The 25,650-nt window shown below is 42.2% G+C and carries 29 protein-coding genes; 4 read left to right on the top strand and 25 right to left on the bottom strand.

Annotated elements, in window-relative coordinates; all coding sequences use genetic code 11:
* Positions 1-26: 26 nt before the first annotated feature.
* From QUF73_00420 to QUF73_00345, 16 genes are all read right to left on the bottom strand, one after another.
* Positions 27-158 (bottom strand): TetR family transcriptional regulator C-terminal domain-containing protein, encoded by a 132-nt coding sequence (locus tag QUF73_00420; protein MDM5224669.1) that lies wholly within the window; start codon positions 156-158, stop codon positions 27-29.
* A gap of 202 nt (positions 159-360) precedes the next feature.
* Positions 361-1,719, bottom strand: coding sequence for a hypothetical protein (locus QUF73_00415; protein ID MDM5224668.1), 1,359 nt, complete (start codon positions 1,717-1,719; stop codon positions 361-363).
* A gap of 486 nt (positions 1,720-2,205) precedes the next feature.
* Positions 2,206-2,877, bottom strand: coding sequence for a GNAT family N-acetyltransferase (locus tag QUF73_00410; protein ID MDM5224667.1), 672 nt, complete (start codon positions 2,875-2,877; stop codon positions 2,206-2,208).
* 20 nt (positions 2,878-2,897) lie between these two features.
* Positions 2,898-3,566 carry a GNAT family N-acetyltransferase gene (locus tag QUF73_00405; protein MDM5224666.1) on the bottom strand — a complete coding sequence of 223 codons (669 nt, stop codon included), beginning with the start codon at positions 3,564-3,566 and terminating at the stop codon, positions 2,898-2,900.
* 3 nt (positions 3,567-3,569) lie between these two features.
* Positions 3,570-4,445 carry a carbon-nitrogen hydrolase family protein gene (locus QUF73_00400; protein ID MDM5224665.1) on the bottom strand — a complete coding sequence of 292 codons (876 nt, stop codon included), beginning with the start codon at positions 4,443-4,445 and terminating at the stop codon, positions 3,570-3,572.
* A 127-nt stretch (positions 4,446-4,572) separates the two neighbouring features.
* Complete coding sequence (locus QUF73_00395) at positions 4,573-4,923, bottom strand: nuclear transport factor 2 family protein (protein ID MDM5224664.1); 351 nt, start codon at positions 4,921-4,923, stop codon at positions 4,573-4,575.
* A gap of 102 nt (positions 4,924-5,025) precedes the next feature.
* Positions 5,026-5,481 carry a hypothetical protein gene (locus tag QUF73_00390; GenBank protein MDM5224663.1) on the bottom strand — a complete coding sequence of 152 codons (456 nt, stop codon included), beginning with the start codon at positions 5,479-5,481 and terminating at the stop codon, positions 5,026-5,028.
* Positions 5,482-5,629: 148 nt separating this feature from the next.
* On the bottom strand, positions 5,630-5,770 hold the full coding sequence (locus tag QUF73_00385; GenBank protein ID MDM5224662.1) for a hypothetical protein: 141 nt from the start codon (positions 5,768-5,770) through the stop codon (positions 5,630-5,632).
* Between the two features lie 308 nt (positions 5,771-6,078).
* Complete coding sequence (nagE, locus tag QUF73_00380; protein MDM5224661.1) at positions 6,079-7,455, bottom strand: N-acetylglucosamine-specific PTS transporter subunit IIBC; 1,377 nt, start codon at positions 7,453-7,455, stop codon at positions 6,079-6,081.
* A 147-nt stretch (positions 7,456-7,602) separates the two neighbouring features.
* On the bottom strand, positions 7,603-8,862 hold the full coding sequence (locus QUF73_00375) for a DUF1343 domain-containing protein (protein ID MDM5224660.1): 1,260 nt from the start codon (positions 8,860-8,862) through the stop codon (positions 7,603-7,605).
* A gap of 162 nt (positions 8,863-9,024) precedes the next feature.
* Positions 9,025-11,139 (bottom strand): glycoside hydrolase family 3 protein, encoded by a 2,115-nt coding sequence (locus QUF73_00370; GenBank protein ID MDM5224659.1) that lies wholly within the window; start codon positions 11,137-11,139, stop codon positions 9,025-9,027.
* Positions 11,140-11,208: 69 nt separating this feature from the next.
* Positions 11,209-12,948: a serine hydrolase gene (locus QUF73_00365; protein MDM5224658.1), complete on the bottom strand. Its 1,740-nt coding sequence runs from the start codon at positions 12,946-12,948 to the stop codon at positions 11,209-11,211.
* A gap of 342 nt (positions 12,949-13,290) precedes the next feature.
* Positions 13,291-15,006, bottom strand: coding sequence for an ABC transporter ATP-binding protein (locus QUF73_00360; protein MDM5224657.1), 1,716 nt, complete (start codon positions 15,004-15,006; stop codon positions 13,291-13,293).
* 170 nt (positions 15,007-15,176) lie between these two features.
* Positions 15,177-15,620 (bottom strand): threonine/serine exporter family protein, encoded by a 444-nt coding sequence (locus QUF73_00355; GenBank protein ID MDM5224656.1) that lies wholly within the window; start codon positions 15,618-15,620, stop codon positions 15,177-15,179.
* Positions 15,621-15,644: 24 nt separating this feature from the next.
* Positions 15,645-16,397: a threonine/serine exporter family protein gene (locus QUF73_00350; GenBank protein ID MDM5224655.1), complete on the bottom strand. Its 753-nt coding sequence runs from the start codon at positions 16,395-16,397 to the stop codon at positions 15,645-15,647.
* Between the two features lie 202 nt (positions 16,398-16,599).
* Positions 16,600-16,923 carry a MerR family transcriptional regulator gene (locus QUF73_00345; protein ID MDM5224654.1) on the bottom strand — a complete coding sequence of 108 codons (324 nt, stop codon included), beginning with the start codon at positions 16,921-16,923 and terminating at the stop codon, positions 16,600-16,602.
* Positions 16,924-17,106: 183 nt separating this feature from the next.
* On the opposite strand from QUF73_00345, the gene fbpA reads away from it, so the two are divergent.
* The 4 genes from fbpA (at position 17,107) to QUF73_00325 (ending at position 19,083) form a co-directional block, all read left to right on the top strand.
* A complete protein-coding gene (gene fbpA, locus QUF73_00340) occupies positions 17,107-17,271 on the top strand; it encodes a Fur-regulated basic protein FbpA (protein ID MDM5224653.1) in 165 nt (54 codons plus the stop codon).
* A gap of 13 nt (positions 17,272-17,284) precedes the next feature.
* Positions 17,285-17,422, top strand: a complete 138-nt coding sequence (locus QUF73_00335; GenBank protein ID MDM5224652.1) for a hypothetical protein — start codon at positions 17,285-17,287, stop codon at positions 17,420-17,422.
* 150 nt (positions 17,423-17,572) lie between these two features.
* Positions 17,573-17,881 (top strand): PadR family transcriptional regulator, encoded by a 309-nt coding sequence (locus QUF73_00330; protein MDM5224651.1) that lies wholly within the window; start codon positions 17,573-17,575, stop codon positions 17,879-17,881.
* 11 nt (positions 17,882-17,892) lie between these two features.
* Positions 17,893-19,083 carry a chromate transporter gene (locus QUF73_00325; GenBank protein MDM5224650.1) on the top strand — a complete coding sequence of 397 codons (1,191 nt, stop codon included), beginning with the start codon at positions 17,893-17,895 and terminating at the stop codon, positions 19,081-19,083.
* 44 nt (positions 19,084-19,127) lie between these two features.
* Here QUF73_00325 and QUF73_00320 read toward each other — a convergent pair whose 3' ends face one another.
* The 9 genes from QUF73_00320 to QUF73_00280 form a co-directional block, all read right to left on the bottom strand.
* Complete coding sequence (locus QUF73_00320) at positions 19,128-20,861, bottom strand: PAS domain S-box protein (GenBank protein MDM5224649.1); 1,734 nt, start codon at positions 20,859-20,861, stop codon at positions 19,128-19,130.
* A gap of 23 nt (positions 20,862-20,884) precedes the next feature.
* A complete protein-coding gene (locus QUF73_00315; protein MDM5224648.1) occupies positions 20,885-21,337 on the bottom strand; it encodes a GAF domain-containing protein in 453 nt (150 codons plus the stop codon).
* On the bottom strand, positions 21,327-21,980 hold the full coding sequence (locus QUF73_00310) for a response regulator transcription factor (protein MDM5224647.1): 654 nt from the start codon (positions 21,978-21,980) through the stop codon (positions 21,327-21,329). Before QUF73_00310 ends, QUF73_00315 begins: the two co-directional genes overlap by 11 nt.
* Positions 21,981-22,162: 182 nt before the next feature.
* Entirely contained in the window at positions 22,163-22,813 is a 651-nt protein-coding gene (locus QUF73_00305; protein ID MDM5224646.1) for a histidine kinase, read from the bottom strand.
* Between the two features lie 34 nt (positions 22,814-22,847).
* Positions 22,848-24,356 carry an MFS transporter gene (locus QUF73_00300; protein ID MDM5224645.1) on the bottom strand — a complete coding sequence of 503 codons (1,509 nt, stop codon included), beginning with the start codon at positions 24,354-24,356 and terminating at the stop codon, positions 22,848-22,850.
* Between the two features lie 5 nt (positions 24,357-24,361).
* Positions 24,362-24,637 (bottom strand): hypothetical protein, encoded by a 276-nt coding sequence (locus tag QUF73_00295; GenBank protein MDM5224644.1) that lies wholly within the window; start codon positions 24,635-24,637, stop codon positions 24,362-24,364.
* A complete protein-coding gene (locus QUF73_00290) occupies positions 24,624-24,935 on the bottom strand; it encodes a hypothetical protein (protein MDM5224643.1) in 312 nt (103 codons plus the stop codon). Before QUF73_00290 ends, QUF73_00295 begins: the two co-directional genes overlap by 14 nt.
* A gap of 5 nt (positions 24,936-24,940) precedes the next feature.
* A complete protein-coding gene (locus QUF73_00285) occupies positions 24,941-25,132 on the bottom strand; it encodes a hypothetical protein (protein MDM5224642.1) in 192 nt (63 codons plus the stop codon).
* Positions 25,122-25,646, bottom strand: coding sequence for a Rieske (2Fe-2S) protein (locus QUF73_00280; GenBank protein ID MDM5224641.1), 525 nt, complete (start codon positions 25,644-25,646; stop codon positions 25,122-25,124). The genes QUF73_00285 and QUF73_00280 overlap by 11 nt, the downstream gene beginning before the upstream one ends.
* Positions 25,647-25,650: the final 4 nt, after the last annotated feature.

The following is a 25,650-nucleotide window of genomic DNA, read 5'->3' as shown; positions in this document are numbered from 1 at the left end:
TCAGCCGCTTTGAAAACATTTATTTTTTACAGATTGATAACTGGTGATTTTCTAAGAATCTCTTTCATTTTATACTCATTGAATTGATCTGGTTTCATTACAGCATGCAGGACTAGACCATCAATAAGGGCATGCAGCCGGTCTGATTCTTCTTCCATTTTCAATTCATTTCCCGACAGACCTAAGAAACAAGTCCCTCTATAACTTTCCTGATGTCTGTCTTCATTTCTTCGTATACACGGCTGCTAAGCTCGGAAAGATGCGGGTCAACAAAAGCTCTGATATTAAATTAAAACCTCCATTAATTAGCAGATATAAAAAAACAGGAGCCTCCCACAGGGACTCCTGTTTTTAAAAATATTATTGGCTGCCGTTCTTCTGCAGAACTTTCAGGCCAGAACCCATATCGGATGCGAGTACATAATTGCGATCTACGAATACACCCCAAATGTTAGATTTACTTGGGATATAGACACCAATCTCTTCCGGATTGGACGGGTCTGTAATATCAACTGTCCTTACACCTCCTGCATAATGAGAGAGGTACAATGTGTTCCCCTGAACCTTTGGATCGTGGACCGTTGCCCCTCCAGGAATCTTCTCAGTGAAATCAGTTCTAAAGGTGCTAAGAAGCTTTGGATTCGCCTTATCTTTAATATCATAAATCATTGTGTAGCCATAGGCACTCTCAAAGCCCTCTCTGGTTGGCCCGAATACCTCCCTTGTCTCAATAAGCACATTTCCGCCTTTGGCTAGATCCATCGAATGGGCAGCTCCCTGAACATCGTTGTCGAAATCTGTTCTCCCAAGATATACCGGATTTTTGGCATCGCTGATATCAAGCATGATTGTACCCAGATCCCAGTAGGAAAGGAAGGCTGTTTTGCCAGTTCCATCTGTTTTGACGCTATGTGCAAATGCTGCCCTGTTAATTCCTTCTTCATCTGTCCAATTATACCCGTCATAATTCTCATCACTCACTTCAGGGATATAATTGCGCGGATTAAATTCATAAATTGTTTCAGGAGATGAAGGTTTTGAAACATCTACAATATTAACATCCATCTTCTCTCCATGAGAATAAAGATCTGCATAACAATTTGCAGTCAGCACATAAACATTATCCCCTTGAACTGTCAGGTAAAGTTCATGTGTCCCCCTTGCACCCGATGTATCTTCCCAGAATCCCAGCTCCTTTGGCTCACGGGGATTTGTTACATCATATAATACAAAACCTCCTTTTGCATTTGGGTTAGTGCGATCCACCTTTTGAACGCTGACTGCAGCCAAGTCCCCTTTAAAGTATTTTGTATTCACAGTTTTTACAATTACTTTTTCCTGCCACGTCCCTGGGATATGAGCAAATGACGAAACTTCCACAGGATTTGATGGGTCTTTCATATCAAAAACACGTACTCCGCCTTCACCGCCATTCTTAGTATGTGTGCCCACATAGGCAAAGCCTTTATGCGCATAAACATCACCCGATGAATTTTGTACTCCCTCTTTAACTTCTTTCAGCGGAACAGCAGCTACTTCTTGAAGATTACCTGTATTCTTGCTGGCCTCAAGCAACGGAACTGCTAATTCAACACCTGCCAGACTATCGCCTTTTTCAATACCTCCGCTGAACTCGTCATGGGCTAGTGCAGTTGTGCCACCCGCAGAAAGTACAAGAGCTCCGGCTAATGCGGTTTTAATTAAGATTTCCTTTTTCAAATGGATTCCCCCTTAATATAATGCTGCTATGTAGTCGGCACTCTAAGATTTAAGTGTCCCGAAATACTGCATTTTTATATTAAAGAAAATTCAGAATTTTATATATCACCCAGATTCCCTATAATTTCTACAAAATAATACATGTCCTTCTTCATCCTATGTAACTAGAAAAATGTTCAGTGTATGAGATTTACACTATTTGATTGCAGGTTATTATGCATTTCATTTGTCCTGAGAAAAAGGCACCTTCCAATGGAAGATGCCTAAATTTATCTTCTATTTTTTAGCTTCCTTTTAACAGCAGGGACAACATATTTTTTCACAAGCGAAACACCTTTCTTTGCTATAAACGCTTTTATTAATCTCTTTACGGCCATGAACAGATCCCTCTTTTCGGTTGAACATTACTATTATATTCATTCCCTTTATCGTTTCCCCTCTAAACATAAAAATAAAAAGCCCTTAAGTATAAGGGCTTTTTGCAGATTATAAAGGCAATAGGGAAATATGTTCTTTCTCTTTTAACTGCTCTATCATTGTATACCAATCCTGTGGTTTAGCAGATAATACAGAATAATATTCTGTTAAGAAATTAATAACTAATTCAGAAGGAATTTCTGTGATTTCTTCATCAGCTGGCATGAAGCAAAAATCAAGGCCCTTAACTGCTTCCCCATCATTTTTCCAAGAAGGATGAAGATAAGGGAAATCAAGCTTTTTATAGCCCATATGAGACAAAACCTCACGGCGGACGAATGGGTTCATTGGCTTGGCACCGCCAAATTCATGGTCTTCAATCCCATAAGGATCATAAATTTCTGCAAACATGCCAAATAGCTCCTTACCGTTTTGGCGGGCAAGTTCATCCAGATCCTTGGATCGATTTTGTGCAAGGAAACGGCCAATGCTTAAGCCCTGACGGCCAATGATTGTAAAATCTGTCATGGCAATATTCCATTGCGGATAGTAGCGATATTCTGTGGCACCAACTACATCACCTTCATGAACAGCTGCAAACACACGAATTCCCGAATCTTCAAGAGGTTCCTTCCACAATTCGAACTCAAGTACTTCTTCAGGAGGAAAGACTTCTTTCATTAACTCATGCATTTTAACAAAAAGCGGATCATGAATACTCGTAATTCTGATATATTCCAATATACTATCTCCTTTGCCGCTTAAACCTTAAATGGATTCTTCCACTCCATTAAGGCACCGTAATTAAGTGACTCTTCATCTTCTAAATAATTTTCTGCAACAATAAGCGGAGTTCGGCCGCACCTCAGCAAAAATGTGATAACCGGATCTTTCTTTTTCCCTTCGATCAATTGCTGAAGATATTCGTGGGCAGACATTTCATGGGCGAATTTATGGTAGCCAGGCATCCGCCCCCCTCCAAGCAACCGATCGAGACCTAAGCTTATGACAACCTGATACATAGCCTGCGTCATTAATTTGCCCAGCCCAAGTTTTCGGAACTTGGGGCGGACACTTATATCAACAATATATAATGTATTGCCTTGAGGACTATGATTGCGAATATAGCCGCTGTCGGTTATTTCTTCCCATGTATGCTTTGGGTGTGAAGGATCAAAATTAATAATTAGCCCTGTTAAAGACCCAGCTAATACTCCTTCAACCTCAATGCATAGTGCACCCTCCGGAAAGAGTTCCACATGATTTGTTAATTGCTCCTTATTCCACCATAAATCTGAAGGAAAAGGCGGCGGAAAGCATTCTGCCTGAATGTCAATTAACTGATCAAAATCCTCTTTAGTATAATTCCTGATTACAGCTGGCACCGGCTTATCCCCGTCAAACACATAAAATTCGCTTCTATATGCCATTTTTCATCCTTCGATATTTTCTTTTTCCCAGTCGACGTACAAATCCGTTCTGCGGTCGCGCCAAGTCGTAACAGAACCGCGTTCGCGGACTTCATATAAAAGGCTAAGGTCAAGATCGGCAGTCACTATCATATCGTCATTCAACTCACCTTCCACCATAATCCCCTTTGGCGGAAATGGAACATCATTCGGTGTAATGACGGCTGCCTGGCCGAAATTGGCACGCATAAAGTCGACAGTAGGCAGAGAACCAATTGTTCCTGTGACCACAACATAAACCTGATTCTCAATAGCTCTTGCATGGCTTGTATAGCGGACACGGTGGAAACCATGCCGGTCGTCCGTGCAGGAAGGACAGAAAATAACATCTGCTCCTTTTGCTTTTGCCATGCGGACTATTTCCGGAAACTCAATGTCATAGCATGTCAGGATGGCTATTCTCCCTTTATCTGTATCAAATACACGGAGGCCTTCGCCAGGTGACATATTCCACTCATGGACTTCAGTAGGAGTGATATGCAGTTTAGCCTGCTCTTCAATCCGCCCATCCGGATAAAATAAATGCGCCACATTATAAAGGCGGCCATCTCTGTTAATAACGTGTGTACCGCCGATAATATGCATTTTTGTATCTTTAGCAAAATTGGAAAATAGCTTTTTATACTGTTCTGTAAAACCAGGCAGCTCATTAATCGTCAGACTTGTTCCCTGCTCGCTTCCAATGGACAAAAGCTGTGTGGTAAAAAATTCAGGAAATAAGACAAACTCCGATCCGAACTCCTGGGCAGTTTTAATGTAGTGCTCACATTGCCTGGCAAACTCTTCAAATGAACGAATGGTGTGCAGATGATACTGCACAGCGGATACACGAATTTTCAATGTACTCCCCCTCATCAGAAAAATGTATAGATGAGTATCACTCTATCTTTAAAAGATTATCAATGATTTTCCTGCATAGCACAATACTTTTTTGATCGGATTACGAAATTTTTTAATTAACACTATTTTATTTTACAAACCAGACTTTTTGAATTTTATCTTCTTTAATTTCATACATCGCTATTGCATAAATAGACTGGCCGTTCGCCCTTCCAGTAACATATTCATTATCTATAACTATATTTCCTTTTACCATTCTGGAAATCAGCTCAGCATGCTGATTCGGATTGTTTTTAAAAAGCTGGCTGTACCTTTCCCTCATTTTTTCTTTTCCTCTATATATGACCTCATCTCCAGGGAATGTCATAACTGTTACATCATCACTATATGCTCCCAGGAATTCATCAATGTTCTGCTGGTTATAAGCATCAAGCTGCTGCTGAGCAAGCCTTTCTGTTTTTTCTTCCAAAGGGGTCACCATCTTCCTATAGTTTTTCTTTCTATCTTAAGGATTTATGGCAAGTCGGTCTAGGTTTGTTCAAAAAAAAGCATTACCCGTAAAAAGTAATGCCTTAGGTGTCTATTTTAATAATTTGCTTAGTCCTGATATAAGCCCAATACCTTTTTTTAAATCATTGTTTGCTGCATTGAGTACTTTTAAATATAAGCTTAAAAGGGAAGCGTTTTGTTTCTTTAATTCAGCTACCTCTTTTCGAGTTGTTTTTAATTCGGACTTTATTGCTTCCATTTCTTTCTGCAAGGAAACAAGTTCTCTATTTTCTATGTCTGAAATCTCTTCGATTGCTGCTCTATCTTTATCTTCAGGCGGTTTTTGGGAGATTTCTTCAACCAGTCCCATAAGAGAATCATCCTTCAATATCTTATTGGCCATTTTAAATAAAGATCCAAAATTGATATTATTTTCATCTTTCAGTAAGTTAGCTGCAAGTTTTTCTACAGCATCTGAATTATACCGATTCTTATTGTTTGCCGGTTTTTCAGATGAATTCTGCTGTTCTGGTTTAGTTTCCTTCATATTTATCCCGTCCTTCTTCGTTTTCATTCACTATTCTATGAAATTGCAGTATATTTGAAATGGACAAACTTACAGGGTTAAAAAGATTTGTTTGATTTTCTTCATATGAAAAACCCTGGAAGTATACCAGGGTTTTTGTAATTTTGCTTTAAGCGTCATTTGCAGAGCATCCCAAAAGACTGCAAATTGCCTCCACGATGGCACCTTCTGCTGAAGGTACAAGAATACTTGCCAAAAGCAATACAACGGCTAAAAGAATGACAATTAACACCGTTAATGGTTCTACCATTATGATATCCCCCCTTTAAAATCATTTAGCAAGGGAACCCTTACGTAACATGTTATGTCTAAAATTTGGACATGCTTAAACTACTATCCTATTCTGAGAAAAAATGGCGCTTGTTCAGGGGGGATAACACTTAAAAACGAAAAATATAAAAAGCTATTAGAATTATAATTTGCATAGATCTTAAAATTACTTAATATTCACTGTATAAGGAAAGCATATTTTTCATCCGTTCAAGAGGAATTTGAGGCATCCATGCAATACGATACGTGACAAAAGCTGGCCCCCGAGACTGAGAGCCAGCTTATCATTTACTTCTTTTTCAATTCATTTGCCAGAAATTCTACATCCGTTCCAACAATAACCTGCAGACTGGTTTTGCTGAGCTTTATTACCCCTTTTGCCCCCAGCTGTTTTAATTGCCCTTCATCGACAAGAGACATATCGTTCACCTTTAATCTCAGGCGGGTCACGCAGTTATCGATTTCTTCGAGATTTTCTCTGCCGCCCAAAGCCTCCAGATAAGCATCTGCAGCTTTAGCATAGTTGCCTTTTATAGCGGAACTCCCTTCAAATTCACCTTCAATTTCATCTTCCCTTCCCGGCGTTTTTAAATCCAGTTTCTTGATTAGGAAATAGAAAACCACAAAATACAGAAGACCATAAAGGAGACCTATTCCCGCAAGCAGCACTGGCTTCTGGGCAATGCCGAAGTTTAGAATATAATCCAGGGCGCCTGCTGAGAACCCGAAACCATGGTGAATATCCAGGGCATAGGAGATGGACATAGCCAAACCTGTTAAAATAGCATGAATAAAATATAGTACCGGTGATAAGAACATAAATAAGAATTCAATCGGCTCTGTTATACCGGTCAGGAAGGAAGTAAATGCGAGACCTGCCATCGCCCCTGCCACCGCTTTCCTTCTTTCCTTTTTAGCAGCTGCAACCATGGCAAAAGCAGCACCCGGCAGACCAAACATCATGATCGGGAAAAATCCTGTCATGAATATTCCTGCAGATGGATCTTTTGCAAGGAAACGCCATAAGTCTCCTTTAATGACATCCCCGGCTGCATTAGTAAACTCACCAAACTCAAACCAGACAAGCGTGTTTAAAATATGATGGAGCCCAACCGGAATTAATAATCGGTTGAGGAATCCGAAGACTCCAACACCTGCGGCACCTGCACCAATAATCCAATCGCCCACACCGTTAATGCCTGCCTGAACAGGAGGCCACACATACCCGAACAAAAATGCAATGACAATCATAACAAGTGATGTGATAATCGGCACAAACCGTTTTCCTCCAAAGAAACCAAGCCATTCCGGCAGCCTAATATCATGATATTTATTGTATAATAGCCCTGCAATAATACCGGAAATGATTCCCCCAAAAACACCCATATTGACCGTTTCGTTTATCGCCGCGGCACCTTCAGCCAGCACAAAATAACCCACTGCACCGGCGAGGGCAGCTGCCCCGCTTCCATCCTTAGAAAAACCGATGGCAATCCCGATGGCAAACAAGAGAGCCAAATGTCCAAAAACAGCATTCCCGGCTGCAGATATAAACGGAATGCCTAAAAGGTCATCCTGTCCCAGCCTAAGCAAAAGTGCAGCAGCAGGCATGACTGCAATCGGCAGCATTAAAGACTTGCCAATCTTTTGTAAAAACCCCAACATTTTTACACACCTCTTTCTGCATGGATTATTACATAATATGAACAGGCTTTATAATTCAGTACCAGGCACCATCAGTATTATGCCGGCCCGCCATATAATAAAAAAAAGAACCTGGGGCATTTTGCCGCCAAGTTCTTTCCTGTCAGTTTAATAGAGTAAATAATCTTCACGTGTCTGATTGAATTGTTCTAATTCTTTCTGCCATTGGGAGGAGATTTCTTCAACTGGCTTCCCTTCCTCAATAGCTTCACGTACCCATCCATTGCCCATCAGGTTGTCAAAGAATGAAATTCCTGCACTGTTCTCTGCACGGAATTCGAAGTCTTCCGGATACAGATCATGGATCGCCTTCACGATGTGAAGTCCGGTCTCAACAGGCTTGAATGCATCTCGATGTGTAACATGAATCTGAACTCCATGGGAAAGCTGTCCTGCATGCTTAGAGAAGCTTGGTGTAAACGAAGCAGCTCTGAAGGTTACCCCCGGAAGATTAAGACTGTTCAAATGTCCAGCCAAATTATCAGCGTTGATAAATGGAGCACCAATTAATTCAAACGGCTTCGTTGTTCCTCGTCCCTCAGAAACATTCGTCCCTTCAATCAATGCAGCCCCCGGATATACTAAAGCAGTATCTAAAGTTGGCATATTAGGAGACGGCATGACAAACGGAAGGCTCGTGTCATCATAATACATATTGCGCTTCCAGCCATTCATTTTGACAACAGTTAAATCTGCACCAATTTCGAACTCTTCATTGAATAATTCGGCCAGTTCACCTACAGTCATCCCATGCCGGAGCGGGATCGGGTAATTCCCAACAAATGAGGAATACTTCATATCGAGCACTGGCCCTTCAACCTTTGTTCCACCTTGAGGATTTGGCCTGTCCAGCACGATGAAAGGGATATTGTTTTCTTTTGCTGCTTCCATCGCATAAGCCATTGTGTAAATATACGTGTAAAAACGTGTTCCAACATCCTGGATATCAAACAGGAGCACGTCGATATTCTCCAGCATTTCAGGTGTAGGCTTCTTGGTTTTTCCGTATAAGCTGTATACTGGAAGCCCTGTCTTTTCATCGATATAATACTCAACGTATTCTCCCGCCTGTGCACTTCCGCGGACTCCATGTTCCGGGCCATATAAAGCTGTTAACTCCACATCGGGATCATTATGCAGAATATCGACAATGCTGTTTAGATTCTGGTCTACCCCAGTTGGGTTTGTAATTAAGCCAACTCTTTTCCCTTCTATAAGATCCTTCTTATCATCTAAAAGAACTTCAACTCCAAGCTCGAATTTCTTTTTCTTGCCTTTTCCTTTGCCATTGCCGTTATCTGCAAGCACAACAGTTAAAGAAGAGAGTACGAGAATCATTGTCAAAAATGCCATAAACCATTTCTTCATATTTTTCCCCTCCTTGATCAGAAAAGCGGAAGCGCCTTGCCCATCCCCGACACCTCGAGGGGGTTGGCGCTAAAGCTAGACAATTCTCATTCTTAAGATTGAAGGCACGGGCAAATCCCTAAGGCTGCCTGTACCCTTTCTTTTTCAAAAATAGCAGTGTGCCTAATAGCTCAATCCATGGCCAAATTCATACAAAACACTGCCATCTGTACCCGGAATTGTTACAGGCAATTTACCTGAAGGATTGACCTGGCCAAAAACAACACCTGCAGATGCATCAAAGCTTGCCGTTCTGAAGCCGTATTGTGCAATGTAAGCATCAACTTCCGGATAAGCCATGATGTCATATGGGTTACGTATGCCAACCGAAATGACAGGAGCTTCTGATTCAGCAATGATGGAATTAACCATTTTCATCTGGGCGCTGTCCGGTGAGCGGCCTGATACATTAAACGTATAGGAGCCCACAATAACTGCACTGGCATTCCTGATTTGCTGCTTCTGCTCTTCCGTTAATGCATAGCTTGAGGTCTGGATGACCGTTGTGTTTGCATGAGACTTGCTGATTGCGTTTTTTAAGTCTGTAATATACGTATTGCCGACAACGACAATATTATCTTCAGGAGATAATTGTAATGGCAGTGCATCTCTATCATTTTTAACCAATGTGACTGAACGTTCAGCTGCTTCTTTTTCTATTAGTTTATGTTCTTCAGATCCAACAACCTCAAGTGCGTTTGCAATTTTTTCATCAATCGGCTGTGATGTCTCTTCTTTAATAATTCCCCGCTTTATTTTCAGTGTTAAAATTCGCTCAACTGATGAATCAATACGTTTTTCTGATATTTCTCCATTCTCCACCGCATTCAATAGCCCTTCCGCAACTTCTTGAAGTCCAACAGGCATTAGTACAATATCTGTTCCAGCTTTAACTGCTCGAATGGCCGCGTCAACTGGTCCAAAGTGTTCAGCGATTGCGTTCATATTCATTGCGTCTGTTGTAATGACACCATCATAGCCCATTTCTTCCCTCATAAGTTCTGTCAGCACTTTATGGGAAAGAGTGGCCGGAACTGCAATTTCTTCACCTGTTTTTTTCGAGATTGCTTTTGTATCATCAATCTTAGGGAAGGTAACATGTGCTGTCATGATCGCATCAATCCCTGCTTCCATTCCCTTTTGGAAAGGATACAATTCAACTTCTTTTAGACGTTCTTTGTCATGAGGTACTTCAGGCAAACCAAGATGTGAGTCCACTGCTGTATCTCCATGTCCGGGAAAATGCTTTGCAGTAGCAGCAACACCTGCTGATTGCAATCCTTCGGTATAGGCAACACCCATGTCAGCGACAAGCTGCGGGTCCTCACCAAATGAACGAACGCCAATTACCGGATTGTCGGGATTATTATTTACATCCATGACAGGTGCAAAGTTCATATTAATGCCGAGTGATGCCAGTTCCTCTCCAATCGCCTTGCCGACCTTGCGGGAAATTTCTTCAGAACGGGCAGCTCCTAACGCCATATTGCCAGGCATGTCCGTTCCTGATTGAAGACGAGTAACAATTCCGCCTTCCTGGTCAATCGTCATCAATAAGCCGAATTTATCGGCAGCTTCCTGATAATCTGAAACCAGTGTGGCTGTCTGTTCTGTTGTCACGACATTTTCACGGAATAATATGACCCCGCCAAGATGATAATCTTTTACCAGCTTCTCAATTTCCGGCAGCATTTCAGTGACATTTTGTCCCTTCCAGGTGCGGAAATCCGGCATCAGCATCTGGCCGACTTTCTCTTCAATGGACATGTTTTTCACTGCCCGGCTAATGAGATCATACCGTTTCCCATGCTCCTTAATGATTTTCACTTTAAAAGCTGGCTTGCCTTTGCTGCCCTTTTTGCCGTCAGGTTTTACTTGAAGCGCTATACGGTCTTTAAATACTCCGTCCGTTACACTGATGAAGGTTTTTCCAGGACTCCCAATTAAGGTGACATTCCCCGACTGATCAACTGCTGCAACATTTTTATTGGAAGATTTCCATTTCATACCATCTGAAATTCCCATGAAATGTCCTTCTTTAAACACATGAAGCGCTTTTAATTGAAATGCATCTCCACTATTCTCTGTGCTGACCTCAGGCACATTCTGAAGAATGATTAAATCCTTTGCTGTACTTTCTGCTGATGCTTTTTTCAAGGTTCCTCCAATCCATAACTGCGAAACGGCAAGTGTAATTGCGAGAAGGGAAATGAACATTACTTTGCGGGCTTTAACCATTTCTTCCACCGTCCTTACTGCATTTATTTCATATGCACTTAAGCTTACTTTTCACTAAAAAATCGAATGCTAGTAATTTCTTTTTTTCCACCCGTTTCCTGAGAAGGCCGGCGTCACTTTTTGGCCATCTGAAAGCTGGAGTTTTACATTATCAACGTACCAGCCTCTGCCGTTTACTGTACTGTCTGTCTGGTATCGGAATCGAATGTGGGAGGTTCCTGCAGGAATCGTTAGTTTTTCCTTTTTCCAATCGACGCTGCTGCCTGTTAATGGCTGTGCCGCTTGTGTCCAATTGACGCCATCCTCTGACACCTCAACAAAGGCCATATCCGCATTGGTTTCAGTTCTGTACCAGGTATCAAACGACAGGACCGCCTCTTCATCGAGGTCCACTTTAGCCGTTAAATTATGTTGAATTTTATCTCCATATCCTGAGAACCAGGCATCTCCTTTTCCAGGAATTGCAACCGGAATGGAATCTGCTACCTGTCTTGCAAATGCTCGCCTTGCAATATTCGTTGTAACTGTATTTCTTGATGGATGTACGCGATTTGTTAAGAGAATTGCAATCGTGCCATTATTCCGGTTTATTACAATAGATGTACCAGTGTACCCTGTATGCCCAAGCGAAGTTCCCTCTGATAAGGCATCCATGAACCACCCCTGACCAAGCTCCCAGCCCAGGCCATGATCATCACCAGGAAATTGGGGAATCTGGTTTTGAATCAGCATTTTCACCGTCTCTTCCTTTAAAATCTGCTTGCTGCCATATCGCCCGTCATTCACATACATGTGGGCAAGTTTAGCAAGGTCTGAGGCAGTGGAAAAGACACCTGCATGTCCGGCAACGCCATCAAGGGACCAGGCATTTTCATCATGAACTTCCCCCCAGACAAGGCCCCTTCCGATAGCAGGCTGATATTCCGTGGCTGCAATTCGCTGTTTCAAAGATTCAGGAGGATTATACATTGTATCCTTCATACCGAGGGGGTTGGTTACACGTTTTTTTACAAATTCATCCAGACTTTGTCCTGAAAGGCGTTCGATTAGTGCGCCGAGCGTAATCATATTCAAATCGCTGTATGTATACGCTTCACCCGGCTCATTGGCCAATGGATATTTAAAAACGATTTGCATGCGATCTTCTCTGCTGCTCCCTTGTGAATATAAAGGAATCCATGCAGTAAATCCTGAAGTATGTGTCATCAGCTGGCGAATCGTTACATTTTCCTTGCCGTTTTCAGCAAACTCGGGGATATATTTCGCAACAGGATCATCCAGTTGAAAGCGGCCTTCATCATACAATATCATCGCAGCAGTCGTTGTAAAAATTTTACTGATTGAAGCCAGATCAAAGATTGTATCTTCCTTCATTTCAATAGGATTCTGCGCTTCAGTGAATTTATCATCCGTATAGCGGTAGGAATATCCGTATGCATCATGTTGGACAATATGGCCCCGCCTTGCCACAAAAGTGACAGCACCAGGCATGACTCCTTCTGATATCATCTCTTCCATTAATGGGTCGATTTCATTGAGTGGCTGCTGAACCATTCCAGCTCCCGCCGCTGAACCTGGATGAAGAATAGGAGAAATCGGACCAGGGCGATCCCACGAAAAAATCGGATGAATTTTGTGTTTCACATCTTTATGATTTCTCATTTCCATCGTTGGCTTAACCCCTTCCACGCTCTGCGCAGATACCGGATATGCTGCCGGAATAAAGAGTGATGTGCTTAGTGCTGCAGATAGCGCAACAAGCTTGGTTTTATTTTTCATACTGCCTCCTTTAATTTTATGAACTTTCATCAGCCAATAACCTCCTTTATGTTTGAAAGGGTTTACATACTGTAAGATTAATAGAGTTAGAGTATAGTTGTCTATACCACATAAGTCCTGTTCTAGTTAAAAACTTCCAGATATTTAATAAAAACAATAGTTCTTTTTGACTGTTCTGAAAATTATGTATTCCCTTTATTAGCTCTCATGATTTGTTTGCAGATTTCCCGGCTTTGTTTGTAAAAATGAATGCTTGCTTGCTAGATTCTAATATTCTTTGCATTTTTTCCAGGTTTGTTTGATGGAAACAGTCATTTTTTGACAGAGGTCACCATTTAGACAAATAAAGCAGAATCCATTTCGGATTCTGCTTTATCTTTGGAATTGCACATTATGGAGACCTGCAAAGATCCCGCCCTGTTCTATTAACTCATCATGTGTACCTTCTTCGGCTATGCCGTCTTCTGTGACAACCATCACTCTGTCTGCATTGCGAATGGTTGCAAGCCTGTGGGCAATCACAAGTGTAGTGCGGTTTACGGCAAGCTCATTCAACGCAGTTTGAATAATCTGTTCGGTTTCTGTATCCAATGCCGAAGTGGCTTCATCCAAAATCAAAATCGGCGGATTCTTCAGGAACATTCTTGCAATGGCAATTCGTTGTTTTTGTCCGCCAGACAGCTTTAATCCACGTTCCCCAATTTGTGTTTCCCAGCCATCCGGAAGAGATGCAATGAAGTCCTGCAGGTGAGCTTTTTTAGCCGCGTCCGCAATTTGCTCATCTGTTGCCCCAAGCATTCCGTAAGCTATATTTTCTTTCAGGGTACCGGTAAACAGGAATACATCCTGCTGGACAATGCCGATTTGCGATCTCAGTGATTTTTTCGTCATGTCCCTGATATCCATGCCATCGATCTTAATGCTTCCGCTATTTACATCATAAAAGCGTGGAATCAAAGAACAAATCGTTGTCTTTCCGGCTCCTGAAGGTCCCACAAAAGCAACTGTTTCACCTGCTTTTATTTGAAGAGCAATCCCCTCAAGCACCGATTTATGCTTGTCATAACTAAAGGATACATCTTGAAAGCGGATATCCCCCCTTAAGGATTCAACCTCAATGGCATCTTTTGCATCCTCAATCTCCGGCTCAGTATCGATGATTTCCAAAAAGCGTTTGAAACCAGCCATTCCTTTTGGGTACAGTTCCATCAGGGCGCTAATTTTATCAATCGGTTTTAAGAGTACATTCACATAGAGCACAAATCCGACCAATTCTCCATATGATAGCTGCCCATTGAAGCTCAGCCAGGAACCGTACACAAGAACAATCAGCGTAACTAATCTGGTCAGCATATAGACTCCGGAAGCACTGAAACTCATAATCTTATATGCTGCAAGCTTGGCAAGACGGAATCTGCCATTGTTTTCTCTAAATCTTTTAATCTCATAGCTTTCATTTGTAAAAGACTGAACCACACGCACTCCAGATACACTATCCTCAACCTGGGCGTTCACATCGGCAATTTCACCGTACATCCTTTTCCATGCTTTGTTCATTTTAATATTGCAGAACGTAATCAGCCATACAAGAAACGGAAGAACAAATATCGTTACAAGAGCGAGCTTCACATTGATTGTCAGCATGATCCAGAATGCACCCACAAATGTCATGACCGCAATAAATAAATCCTCCGGGCCATGATGGGCGAGCTCCCCGATATCCATCAGATCATTTGTCACCCGGCTCATGATATGCCCAGTTTTGGTATTATCAAAGAAGCGGAAAGACTGCCTTTGAACGTGCTGAAAAAGCTGCTGCCGCATATCTGTTTCGATGTTGATGCCCAGCTTGTGGCCCCAATAGTTAACAACAAACTGCAGAAGCGTGCTGGTCAAATAAAGAGCAAGCAGGCCGGCACTTACGGAAACAATCATGGACCAATTCCCGCTTGGAAGCAGGCTGTCGATAAACCACTGAACCGCAAGCGGAAAGCCCAATTCAAGAATTGCCACGAATACCGCCGAACTAAAATCAAGAATGAATAGGCGCTTATGTGGCTTATAGTAACTAAAAAACCGTCGGATCATCATATTCTCCTTTTTCTGTAAGAATCAAACATAATAGGATTATAAATTCACCAGGAATATATTACAAGAAAAACCCGTCCCTTTTTATTTCTGGAACGAGTCTGATAGTAAGAGGATGTATTACGGCTTAATTCCTAAAAAAGGCCAATGTAATAGTCCTTCGCTGCAATTTAGATTCTTGATTTGAACTGAACTTTGCGGATCATTTGATTGATTACCTCTGAAATGACAAGTCCGACTGCGATTGCCCCGGATATCATGAATGCCTTTGCGGCCAGCTGAATTGCCGTATTATAATCATTTTCAACAAAATTCCGCATTGCATCATAAGCAATCCCACCTGGGACCAGTGGAATGATGCCGGCAACACTGAAAATAATGATAGGTGTTTTATACATTTTAGCAAAAATCTGGCTGATCACAGCAATGGTAAAAGCAGCGATTAATGAAGAAATGACAGCATCATACTGCCAATTGACAAGCCAAATATAAACAAACCAGCCAACCATCCCGACAAACCCGCATTTCAGCAGCGATTTTTTCGGGGCATTGAAAAGCACCCCGAATCCTGCTGAAGCAATAAAGCTTGTAATCATATGTGTCAACATAAACATACGCATATTCCTCCGCAAATGCATTTAGAAAGTGAATACAAGAGCAATCCCAGCTCCAATGGCAAATGCCGTCAAAAAGGCTTCAGCCCCTTTTGACAGTCCGGAAACAAGGTGCCCGGCCATTAAATCCCTGACTGCATTTGTTATCAGCAGCCCCGGAACGAGCGGCATGACTGAACCGATAATGATCTTATCAAGCTCTGTTCCCACTCCTGAGTACACAAAGAAATAGGCGATAAGGCCAATTAATAATGAAGCAATAAATTCAGAGAAAAATTTTATCTGGACCACTCTATGTACGTATATAAATGAAACAAACCCCAGCCCGCCTGCAATCATGGCTGGAACAAAATCTGTCCAGCTTCCCAGGAACATAATTAAAAAGCAGCCGCTTGCAATGGAGGCCGCAAGAATCTGCTGATAAACAGGGAAAGTATAGTCGGCACTTTCAATTTCCTTCAGCCTTGCCAAAGCTTCCTTTCCATCCAGTTCACCGCTGCTGATTTTGCGTGAAACTCCGTTCACTAATGTCACTTTGTACAAATCCGTTGACCGTTCTGAAATCCGAATCAGCTTTGCCGGTTCAGTTCCATCCGTTGAAAATATAATTCCGGTTGGCGTCACATAGCTATGTGAGTGCGGTATACCCAGGGAAGCTGCAATCCTGGTCATTGTGTCCTCTACCCGATACGTTTCTGCACCGCCCTGTAGCATGATTTTCCCGGCAAGCAAGCAGATCTCAATTACTTCAATTGTTGGAGGGAGTTCTTTCCCCATTCTTTCACCTGCTTTACAGATCTAAAATTTAAAAACGTTCATATATAGGGTTACATCTTAACGGAAATGGTAAACGAAAGAAAGACTTTTTGTCTAAAATTTTTATAAAAATGTTTCGTAAACTCTATCAGCTTATTCTATAAGACAGAATAGAAGTGGAATAAAAAAAGCGATTATTCCTTGCAGAATAATCACTTCCCCATTATTTCTTCCGGATTCCAAACTGCGCATTAAGCTGACCCTGAATCATTTTTGACCGTGATGCCTGATCGTCTTTTTTCTTTTTTCTCTTTAATTCCGAGCGGATTTCTTCCGTTCGGACTCCCTCCTCCCTTTTGTTGGCTATATCGATGAGCGTCTCTACATCGCTAAAAGAATATTTCCTGCTTCCTCGTTCTGATCTTTCAGGGAAAATCAATTTCCTCTCTTCGTAATACCGAATCTGCCGTTCACTAAGTCCTGTCAGTTCACTGACCGTCCCAATCGAAATGACTTTTCTGGTTTTGTAGGATGATTCACTTTCCAATCATGTCACCTCAATCTAACCATTTTCTTTCATTATACTAATCTTTCAATCATTTTCATCAATCCTGTCAGATAATCTTACAAAGCAGCAAAAACAATGTAAGAAAACTTAACATAATAAATGAATAAGAGCTAAATTTCTTTTAGAATAAACAAAAACATTAAAGAAAAGAGGAGATAGTGAATGCAATATTTAAGGAAAGCCATTGAGAAAAAACGGCAATATCTAATCGATCTGCTTGTCAAATCAGGAAGCGAATATCAGCATTCTGAACCGGCTCTGCAAAAGCTGACCTTAACGGAACTTGAGGTTATTTTTAAAAAACACAGCAATCGAAGCCGTTATTAACCAGGGGGCCTTTATGGAAACAAAAAATACAATAGATCTGGCGAGAAGGATTATTGAACTCGATTTACTGCGTGATCAGCTGTGGGAAAGTTTAACGGCAGCAGCCGGTGAACATGCTTATGAAATTTTAAGAAATGAACAGAATAATTGACAACTGAACGCTTGAGAGAGCGTTCTTTTTATGTCTATGTTAAGGTTTTGTAAATTTTCAAATTCCCCTTTTCTTATCAAGTTTAATTTGGTATCATCCAATTATCAAATTCCGATATCGGGTTTCGAAATTAATAAGGGAGGCATTTGCTTGGAAGATAAAATAGTGCGCAAGCTGTTCCTCGGGTTTATTCAAATCCATATTCTTCACCATGCAAAGGAGCACCCTGTTTTCGGCGCTTGGATGGTGGAAGAGCTGAAAGAGCATGGATATAGCATCAGTTCCGGAACATTGTATCCTCTCCTCCATTCGATGGAATCAGATGGGCTTCTTCATCAGGAGAAGAAAAATGTAGATGGCCGAATCCGAAAATATTATACTGCAACAGAAAAAGGAATTACGGTGCTCGAGGAAGCCAGAAAAAAAGCTTATGAGCTTTTTAAAGAGATTAAAGACTAAAGGGGATGCATATGAACAAAAACAGAACTGGCTTAAAATCGTTACTGGAAATATTAATGGTTTCAACAAGGCTTGGACTCACCTCTTTCGGGGGACCTGTAGCTCATCTCGGCTATTTTCACGATGAGTATGTCCGGAGAAGAAAATGGATGGATGAGAAAAGCTACGCTGACTTAGTTGCACTTTGTCAGTTCCTCCCCGGACCGGCGAGCAGCCAGGTTGGCATTGGCATTGGTGTCATGAGGGCTGGAGTAGGCGGCGGCATTATGGCTTTCCTTGGTTTCACATTGCCATCTGTTATTGCCCTGATTATTTTTGCCATTCTTCTTCAAGGCATTAATCCGGCGGAAGCCGGCTGGATCCATGGGCTCAAAATTGTCGCGGTCGCCGTAGTGGCTCACGCGGTCTTGGGTATGGCACAAAAGCTTGTACCTGACCTGCCGCGAAAAACGCTGGCACTGCTCGCGATTATCGCCACACTATTATGGCAGACTGCCATTACTCAGGTTGGAGTCATCCTTATCTCTGGTTTTATTGGATTTTTAATCTATAAGAAACATGCAGATAACGATGAAGCACGGATGGAGTTTCCCATTTCAAAAGGTTTTGCCATTGGCTGTTTAGTGTTGTTTTTCGCCCTTTTAATAGTGCTTCCAATTTTAAGGGAGCTAACCGCATGGGATTGGGTTGCTCTTTTTGACAGCTTTTATCGCTCAGGATCTCTGGTTTTCGGGGGCGGCCATGTTGTCCTTCCTTTGCTGGAACGTGAATTTGTCCCAACAGGCTGGCTAAGTGAAGAAGCTTTTCTGGCTGGCTACGGTGCAGCTCAGGCAGTACCGGGACCGTTATTTACTTTTGCTGCCTATCTTGGGGCAGTGATGAATGGCTGGCAAGGCGGTTTGCTTGCAACGGCAGCGATCTTCCTGCCTGCCTTTCTGCTGATATTAGGCACCCTCCCATTTTGGGACACACTTCGCCGCAATCCTAACATAAAGGGTGCATTAATGGGTGTAAATGCTGCAGTTGTCGGCATTTTAATTGCTGCCTTTTATCATCCAATTTGGACCAGCAGCATCCTGGAGCCGGCTGATTTTGCCTTTGCAGCAGTACTATTCAGCATGCTTGTTTATTGGAAGCTGCCGCCCTGGATTATTGTTGTGACAGGGGCTATAGGCGGAACTTTACTAGGATCAATATTTTAGAAACGCATCTAATAAGAAAAGCTGCCTGGATTAGGCAGCTTTTTCTATAGCGGAATTTCAAGTACAATTCTTGTCCCTTTCGTTTCTTCTGAATAAACATTTATGGAACCGCCCGCAGCTTTTGCTCGTTCTTCCATGCTAAAAAGACCGACTCCTCTGGAGACTTCATTAACATTGAACCCTATGCCTTTATCTTCAATGACTATACGGATTTCTTCTTCCATCTGCCTGATTGTGACTGCTGCTTCATCTGTTTCAGCATATTTCCTTATGTTTGTTAAAGCTTCCTGAATGATCCTGTAAATGGTGATTTCTTTATTTGAACTAAGACGGGAAGCCAGGTAGCAATCAAAATGGACGTTGATATTGTGATGTTCTGAAAACCGGACCAGGTAGGATCGAATCGCTGGAATCAGACCAAGATCATCAAGCACAGAAGGACGCAGCTCCCATGAAAGGTCTCTCAGTTCCTCAATGATTTCAGCAGCCTCATCCTGCATTTGATCAAGCAGAGGGTGGTTAATTTCCGCCTGAAGCCTATTAATGGTAATCAGATGGCTGTACAAATTCTGCCCTATTCCGTCATGAAGCTCCCGCGAAAGTCTTTTCCGTTCATCTTCTTGAACATCGATGATCCTGGTCATCATTTTTTGCAGCTCTTCTTCTGCATTTTTTCTTTGCGTGACTTCATGGCGAATAGCAAGATGCTGATAGGGTTTCCCCTTTTCATTAAGGAATGGGACGATTGTGGTATCCACCCAATAATGTGTGCCATCCTTGGCTCTGTTCTTGATCTCTCCTTTCCATACCTTCCCGGAAGAAATCGTCTTCCACAAATCTCTGAAAAATTCTTTGGTGTGGTAACCTGAGTTGATAATTCTATGATCCTGTCCAAGCAATTCTTCCCGTGAATATTTTGAGATGCTGCAGAATTGATCATTCACATAAGTAATGGTGCCTTTCTGATCGGTAATTGCCACAATGGATGAAGCATCCAGGGCAAACTTTAAATCGATCAGCTCGTATACGGAATTTTTCAGTTCCTCCACAACACGCTTATATTCAGTAATTTCTTTCCGGATGGCCAGGTATTTATATGGATTTCCTTTGTCATCAATAAAGGGAACGATCGTGGTATCCACCCAGTAATACGTTCCGTCTTTAGCTTTGTTTTTAATTTCGCCGCGCCAGACTTCCCCGCTCGAAATGGTTTCCCAAAGGTTCTCCATAAAATCTCTGGAATGGTAGGATGAGTTGATAATTCTATGGTCTTTACCAACCAGCTCATCCGCAGAATATTTCGACACCTCACAGAACTTTTCATTCACATACGTGATTTTTCCTTTTTTGTCTGTATAGGCCACAATTGTTGATTCATCCAGTGCAAATTGCAGGTCAACCAATTCCTTTAATGAATATGATTGCTGCTTTTTTAATCGGGAACGGTCTTTAACTGAATGAAAGACGATTAAATAATAGGTTTCTGTTTCTTCTCCCTGCTTGAAAGAATTGATTCTATAAAAGATTGAAAATACTTGACCATTACGATGCTGGCCATATTGGTGAACCACTTTTCCCTCTTCAGTTTCATGCAGGGTGATCTCAGGGAGCAGTTCCTTTAGGCTCTTCCCCTGCAGCTCATTTACCCTATATCCAAATTGCTCTTGCGCCTGCTCGTTCACATAGGAGATGATCCCAAATCTATTAACAAGAATCGTTGCATCAGTGAAATCAGGAGCAATCTCTCTCTTTTTCGGCAACTGATTATTCCTGTCCATTTACGTTCCTCCAGTTGCATTTTTTAACCATTCAGCTTTAGTTCGAGTGTCCTCGCTGCATTCCTTGCAGTGCTTTGCTTGTTTTCATTTATAGGCTGACCGGACCGGTTCCCGATCAAGAGGACCCCTTTGGGGATTCCCTTAAAATGAATGGGAACAGCATATGCATGCTTAAGGGCTTCAGCAAGCATAATCGGGTATTCCAATGCTTTTCCAGCAACATTTTCGGGGAAGTTTTCTACGTACATCGGCCTTCCGGTTGAAATCACCTTTCCTGCAATGCCTTTGCCGTACCTTACTGTAATCCGCTTATATTTTTCGTTGCTATTTCCTGCAGCATAATGCCATCTTACATCCGGGCCATCTGTATTTTGCAGTGCCAATCCGACAAAATCACAGTCCAGCTCTGTCAGCACCTTTTCACAAGCCTGATCAATAAGTGCGCTTTCTCCCGGGCTGCACCCCTTATATTCCATAACCAAGCAGCCCTTTCTTTAAGGCATACGAAACAAGTTCCGGCCTGGTTTTCATCTGAAGTTTTTCCATTAAATTACCTTTATGGGTTTCAACTGTCTTTACACTAATCACAAGCTGTTCAGCAATTTCCTTATTAGAAAACCCTTTGGCTATTAATGTAAGAACCTCTTTCTCCCTGTCAGACAACAGGTTGAATGTATCGGTGTTCCCCTGCTTTACACTTCCGATATATTCTTCCATCAGCCTTTTAGTTGCAGACGGATGCAAATAGGCATTCCCGCTTGCAACAGAACGGATTGCTGCGAGCAGTTCATCATGAGGAGCACTTTTTAAAATACATCCGGACGCACCCGCTTGGATCGCCCTGAATAAGTACTCTTCATCATCATGCATGGTCAAAATCAGGATCTGTATTTCCGGTTTTAATTTCTTCAATTCTGACGTTGCCGACATGCCATCTTTTCCATGGGGCATGCTCAAATCCATTACTACCACATCAGGCTTTAATTCAAGAGCCTGATGAATCCCCTCGTTGCCTTCCGAAGCTTCACCAACCACCTGCATATCTTCATGGTTATTTAAAAGCATTTTCAAACCCATTCTGACTACCGCGTGGTCGTCGCAAAGTAAAATATTGATCAACCTTGCTCCCCCTTTACCATTTGTCCGCACGAGAAAAGCACTAGCGCCTTGCCTGCCCGAGGGGGCAGGCTGGTTGCGCCGGACAGTTCTCGAAGTACAAAGTAACAATTCCAGTGTTAAAAAATTATCCTTTATAGGCAACAAGGGAGCCGCTTTGCGCAGGTCCCTTGTTAAGTATAATCTTAGTATAACGGAAGGCTGATATCTATTGTAGTCCCTTCACCGATTTTGGAGCTGATGACGCACTTGCCGCTGATTAAACACATTCTTTCAATCATGGCAGCAAGGCCAGACGATTTTTGCATCCCAGCATTCACATCAAAGCCCTTCCCCTTGTCTTCAATGTTAATAGAAAGCTGTCCCGGTTTCCATTGCAGGAAGATGACTGCACTCATTGTGTCAGCATACCTGGCTATGTTTGCCAGAGCTTCCTGGCAAACCCGGAACAAAGTTATGCTTTCCCTTTCACTGATTTGGACTTCCATCCCCTCATTTTGAAGCTCCACTGTTATTCCATATGTGGAAGTGTATAATTTCAGATAACTTTTCAGCGCCGGCAGCAGGCCGAGGGTTCCCAGAGCAGGGGGATGCAATTCCACAGCCAGAAGCCTGATTTCCTGAATTGTTTTTTCCATCATTTGCGCCATATCTCCAACATAGCCTTTCATCTCCGGCTGATCGACAGCGGTTTGAATGAACTGCATGCCTGTATATAAGCTGTAAAGCGTCTGCCCGACCCCTTCGTGAAGCTCCAGGGCGATGCGCTTGATCTCATCTTCCTGAGATTGAATAATATATGAACTGATATTTTTCTTTGCTGGCTGGGTTTCCATTTCATCCCTCCTCCTTAAGACTTTATTTTTGCTCTTATTTTGCTTTTTTTACCCGATGGCTGGAAATGTCACTGAACATGCCAGCATATTGAACTACATCTCCAGCATCATTTTTAATCGCACTTATGGTAAGCCATTGGAGATATTCCTCTCCGTCTTTGCGGCAATTCCATATTTCCCCTTGCCAGAATCCATTTTTTTCGATTGAAGTCCATAAGTCCTGGTAAAAGCCCTTAGCCTGCTTTCCTGATTTAAGGATATTCGGATTTTTGCCGACTACTTCTTCTTCCTTGTACCCGGTTATTTCTGTAAAAGCAGGGTTTACAGAGATTATTTTACCGCCCTTATCCGTTACCAGAATTCCTTCAATTGTATGATCAATCACCTGGCTCGCAATTTCCATTTTACCTTGGAAGTACATCCAAACAACCAGAATCAGGCTGGCAAGCGCCACTTCTGACAATGCCATAAAGCCAATCGCATAATGCCCGGTAATATTAAATAACAGGGTCAATATCAGCGGCGGGAAAAATCCTCCCAGGCCGCCCATTGCGGAAACAATTCCGTTCACGATACCCGCCTGCTTCTGGAAGTACATAGGCACCAGCTTAAAGATAACACCATTCCCGATTCCAGCTGATAGTGCAATACTTAAGCATCCGAATGTATACCATGTAATGGACGGAGATAATGATAGAATCACCGCAGAGATGGTATAAACTCCGAAAACAAACATTAGAAGAATTAAAGAATGGAAACGGTCTGCAAGCCAGCCGCCAATCGGTCTCATGGCAGTTGCAAGGACGATGAATCCGGCAGTCCTTAATCCCGCATCCACTTTATCAAGTTCAAAATGAGCTACAAGGAAGTTTGGCAGATAAATGGTAAACGCAACAAATGATCCGAAAGTAATGAAATAAAATAAGCTCAGCAGCCACAGCTTTTCATTTTTATAGACTCCTTTAATCTGTTCCAGAAGCGGCGTCTGCACCTTAACTTCTTTTTTATCACCAAGCAAGAAGTTTGCTGCAATAAAGATTCCGAGCAGGACAAGATAGATTTGTACGGTTAGGGACCATCCAAACTTTGTGGCAACGACCGGAGCCGCAAATGCGGTTATGGCTGTTCCAAGATTACCTGCCCCGTATATTCCATTTACAAACCCATGGCGCTCCTTTGGATAATACTTTGGAAGAGATGTAACACCAACAGAGAACACCGCTCCTCCAAGCCCGAGGAATAACCCCCCGATCAGTAAATCAGTAATGGAATCAGCTATACTGATATAATAGACTGGGAATAACAGAAGAATAAAGCTCAGCATAAAGATTATTCTTGCGCCAAACTGATTAGCATAATATCCCAGAGGAATTCGAAGCAGTGATCCAAGGATTACCGGAACTGCTGTTACTAGGGCAAGCTTGTCGGCTGGAATATTGATATCTTCCTTAATAAACGGCATAAGGGAGGATATCAGCACCCAAACCATAAACCCGGCTACTAAGTTCAACGTCTGCAAAGGCAACTGTATTTTTCTTATCATTGTGTTCACGCTCTCTTCTTTATCACATATTTTAATCCGGCTTCCTGATCAAGAGCAGCCCACCTGCTCTCAGATGCTTCCACAGAAGAAGTCAGCGGGACCGCAAAAAAATTCATGTGGTCAAAATAAATACGCAAATGTGTTCCATCTGGGCAAAGCCCGGTTTTTATTATTTCTTTGTGAACAAAAGGGGCTTTGTCATTTCCCTCTTCATCTAAAATTGCCACCTGCACATTTTGCCGGACAAAGCCGTCCAAATCTTCTATTTTAATGAGTTCCACAGCTTCCGCACCCTCTTTTAGCAGGGTAAATATACATTTGATAACCCTGCAGATATTTCCAGAATGATTCACTTGCATTTTCTTCTATGAATTCAATGGTTTCCTCTTCTGATTGCCATTTGCTCATGCCTTTTATCTCTGCTACAACAATGTCCATGCTGTCATGAGACTTCTCATCCAAATACCAGTTGAGGCGGACTCCCTTAAAGAGTTCGGAAAGGAGCTGGTCAACTTCTGGAGCAAAATCCCCGGATCGTTCTCTTACAAAACAAAAATCAAGATATGTTTCACTGTTCATAGAAATCACGCCCTCATGTTAATCGTCTTTTTATAAGCGAATACAGCCAGGGGAAAAAGAACAATATTCAGTCCGCCGAAAATCAGTACATTTACATAGTTTTCGTAATAGTATTGGTGGACCATATATTGGGTAAAGACAATATTCATCATTAATATCGCGGCCAAAATAATGACACCCAGATAGCTACGCTTCATAACGTTTCACCCTCACTGCAAAGATTGCTCCATTCTCCACCTTAACCTGGATTTCCGGAAGCGGCCTTCTTGGCGGCCCGGCAGTTGGCGAACCAGTCTCCACATCGAACTTGCCGTGGTGGCAAGGGCATATCATTTCACCTTGCTCCTTCACCCAAAATACCGGGCAGCGCAAATGTGTACACGCATTCTGATAGGCAACATATTTGTTCTCTGATAAACGGATCAAAATCGCGTCATCATGATCGCCCGGAAACTTGAACTCCACTGCATCGCCGATTGGCAGCTTGCTTACTTCGGTTATTTTCTTATGAGGATATTCCTTTTCGCCAAGCCCCATTAATTCTTTGGCCGCTACTGCCCCCCAGGGAAGGGAGGAAACCGCAAATACACCGGCGGCACCAACCAAAGTTTTCATGAATCCCCGTCTATCCAGTTTTCTTTCGTTATTCCGTTCGATATTATGCGTATAATTATCTTCATTAAAGGGAATCTTGTTATTCTTTTCAGACATCCCT

This window comes from Cytobacillus sp. NJ13 (genome assembly GCA_030348385.1).
In the GTDB taxonomy this organism is placed as follows: Bacteria; Bacillota; Bacilli; order Bacillales; family Cytobacillaceae; genus Cytobacillus.
This window is presented reverse-complemented; position numbering and strand designations above follow the sequence as displayed.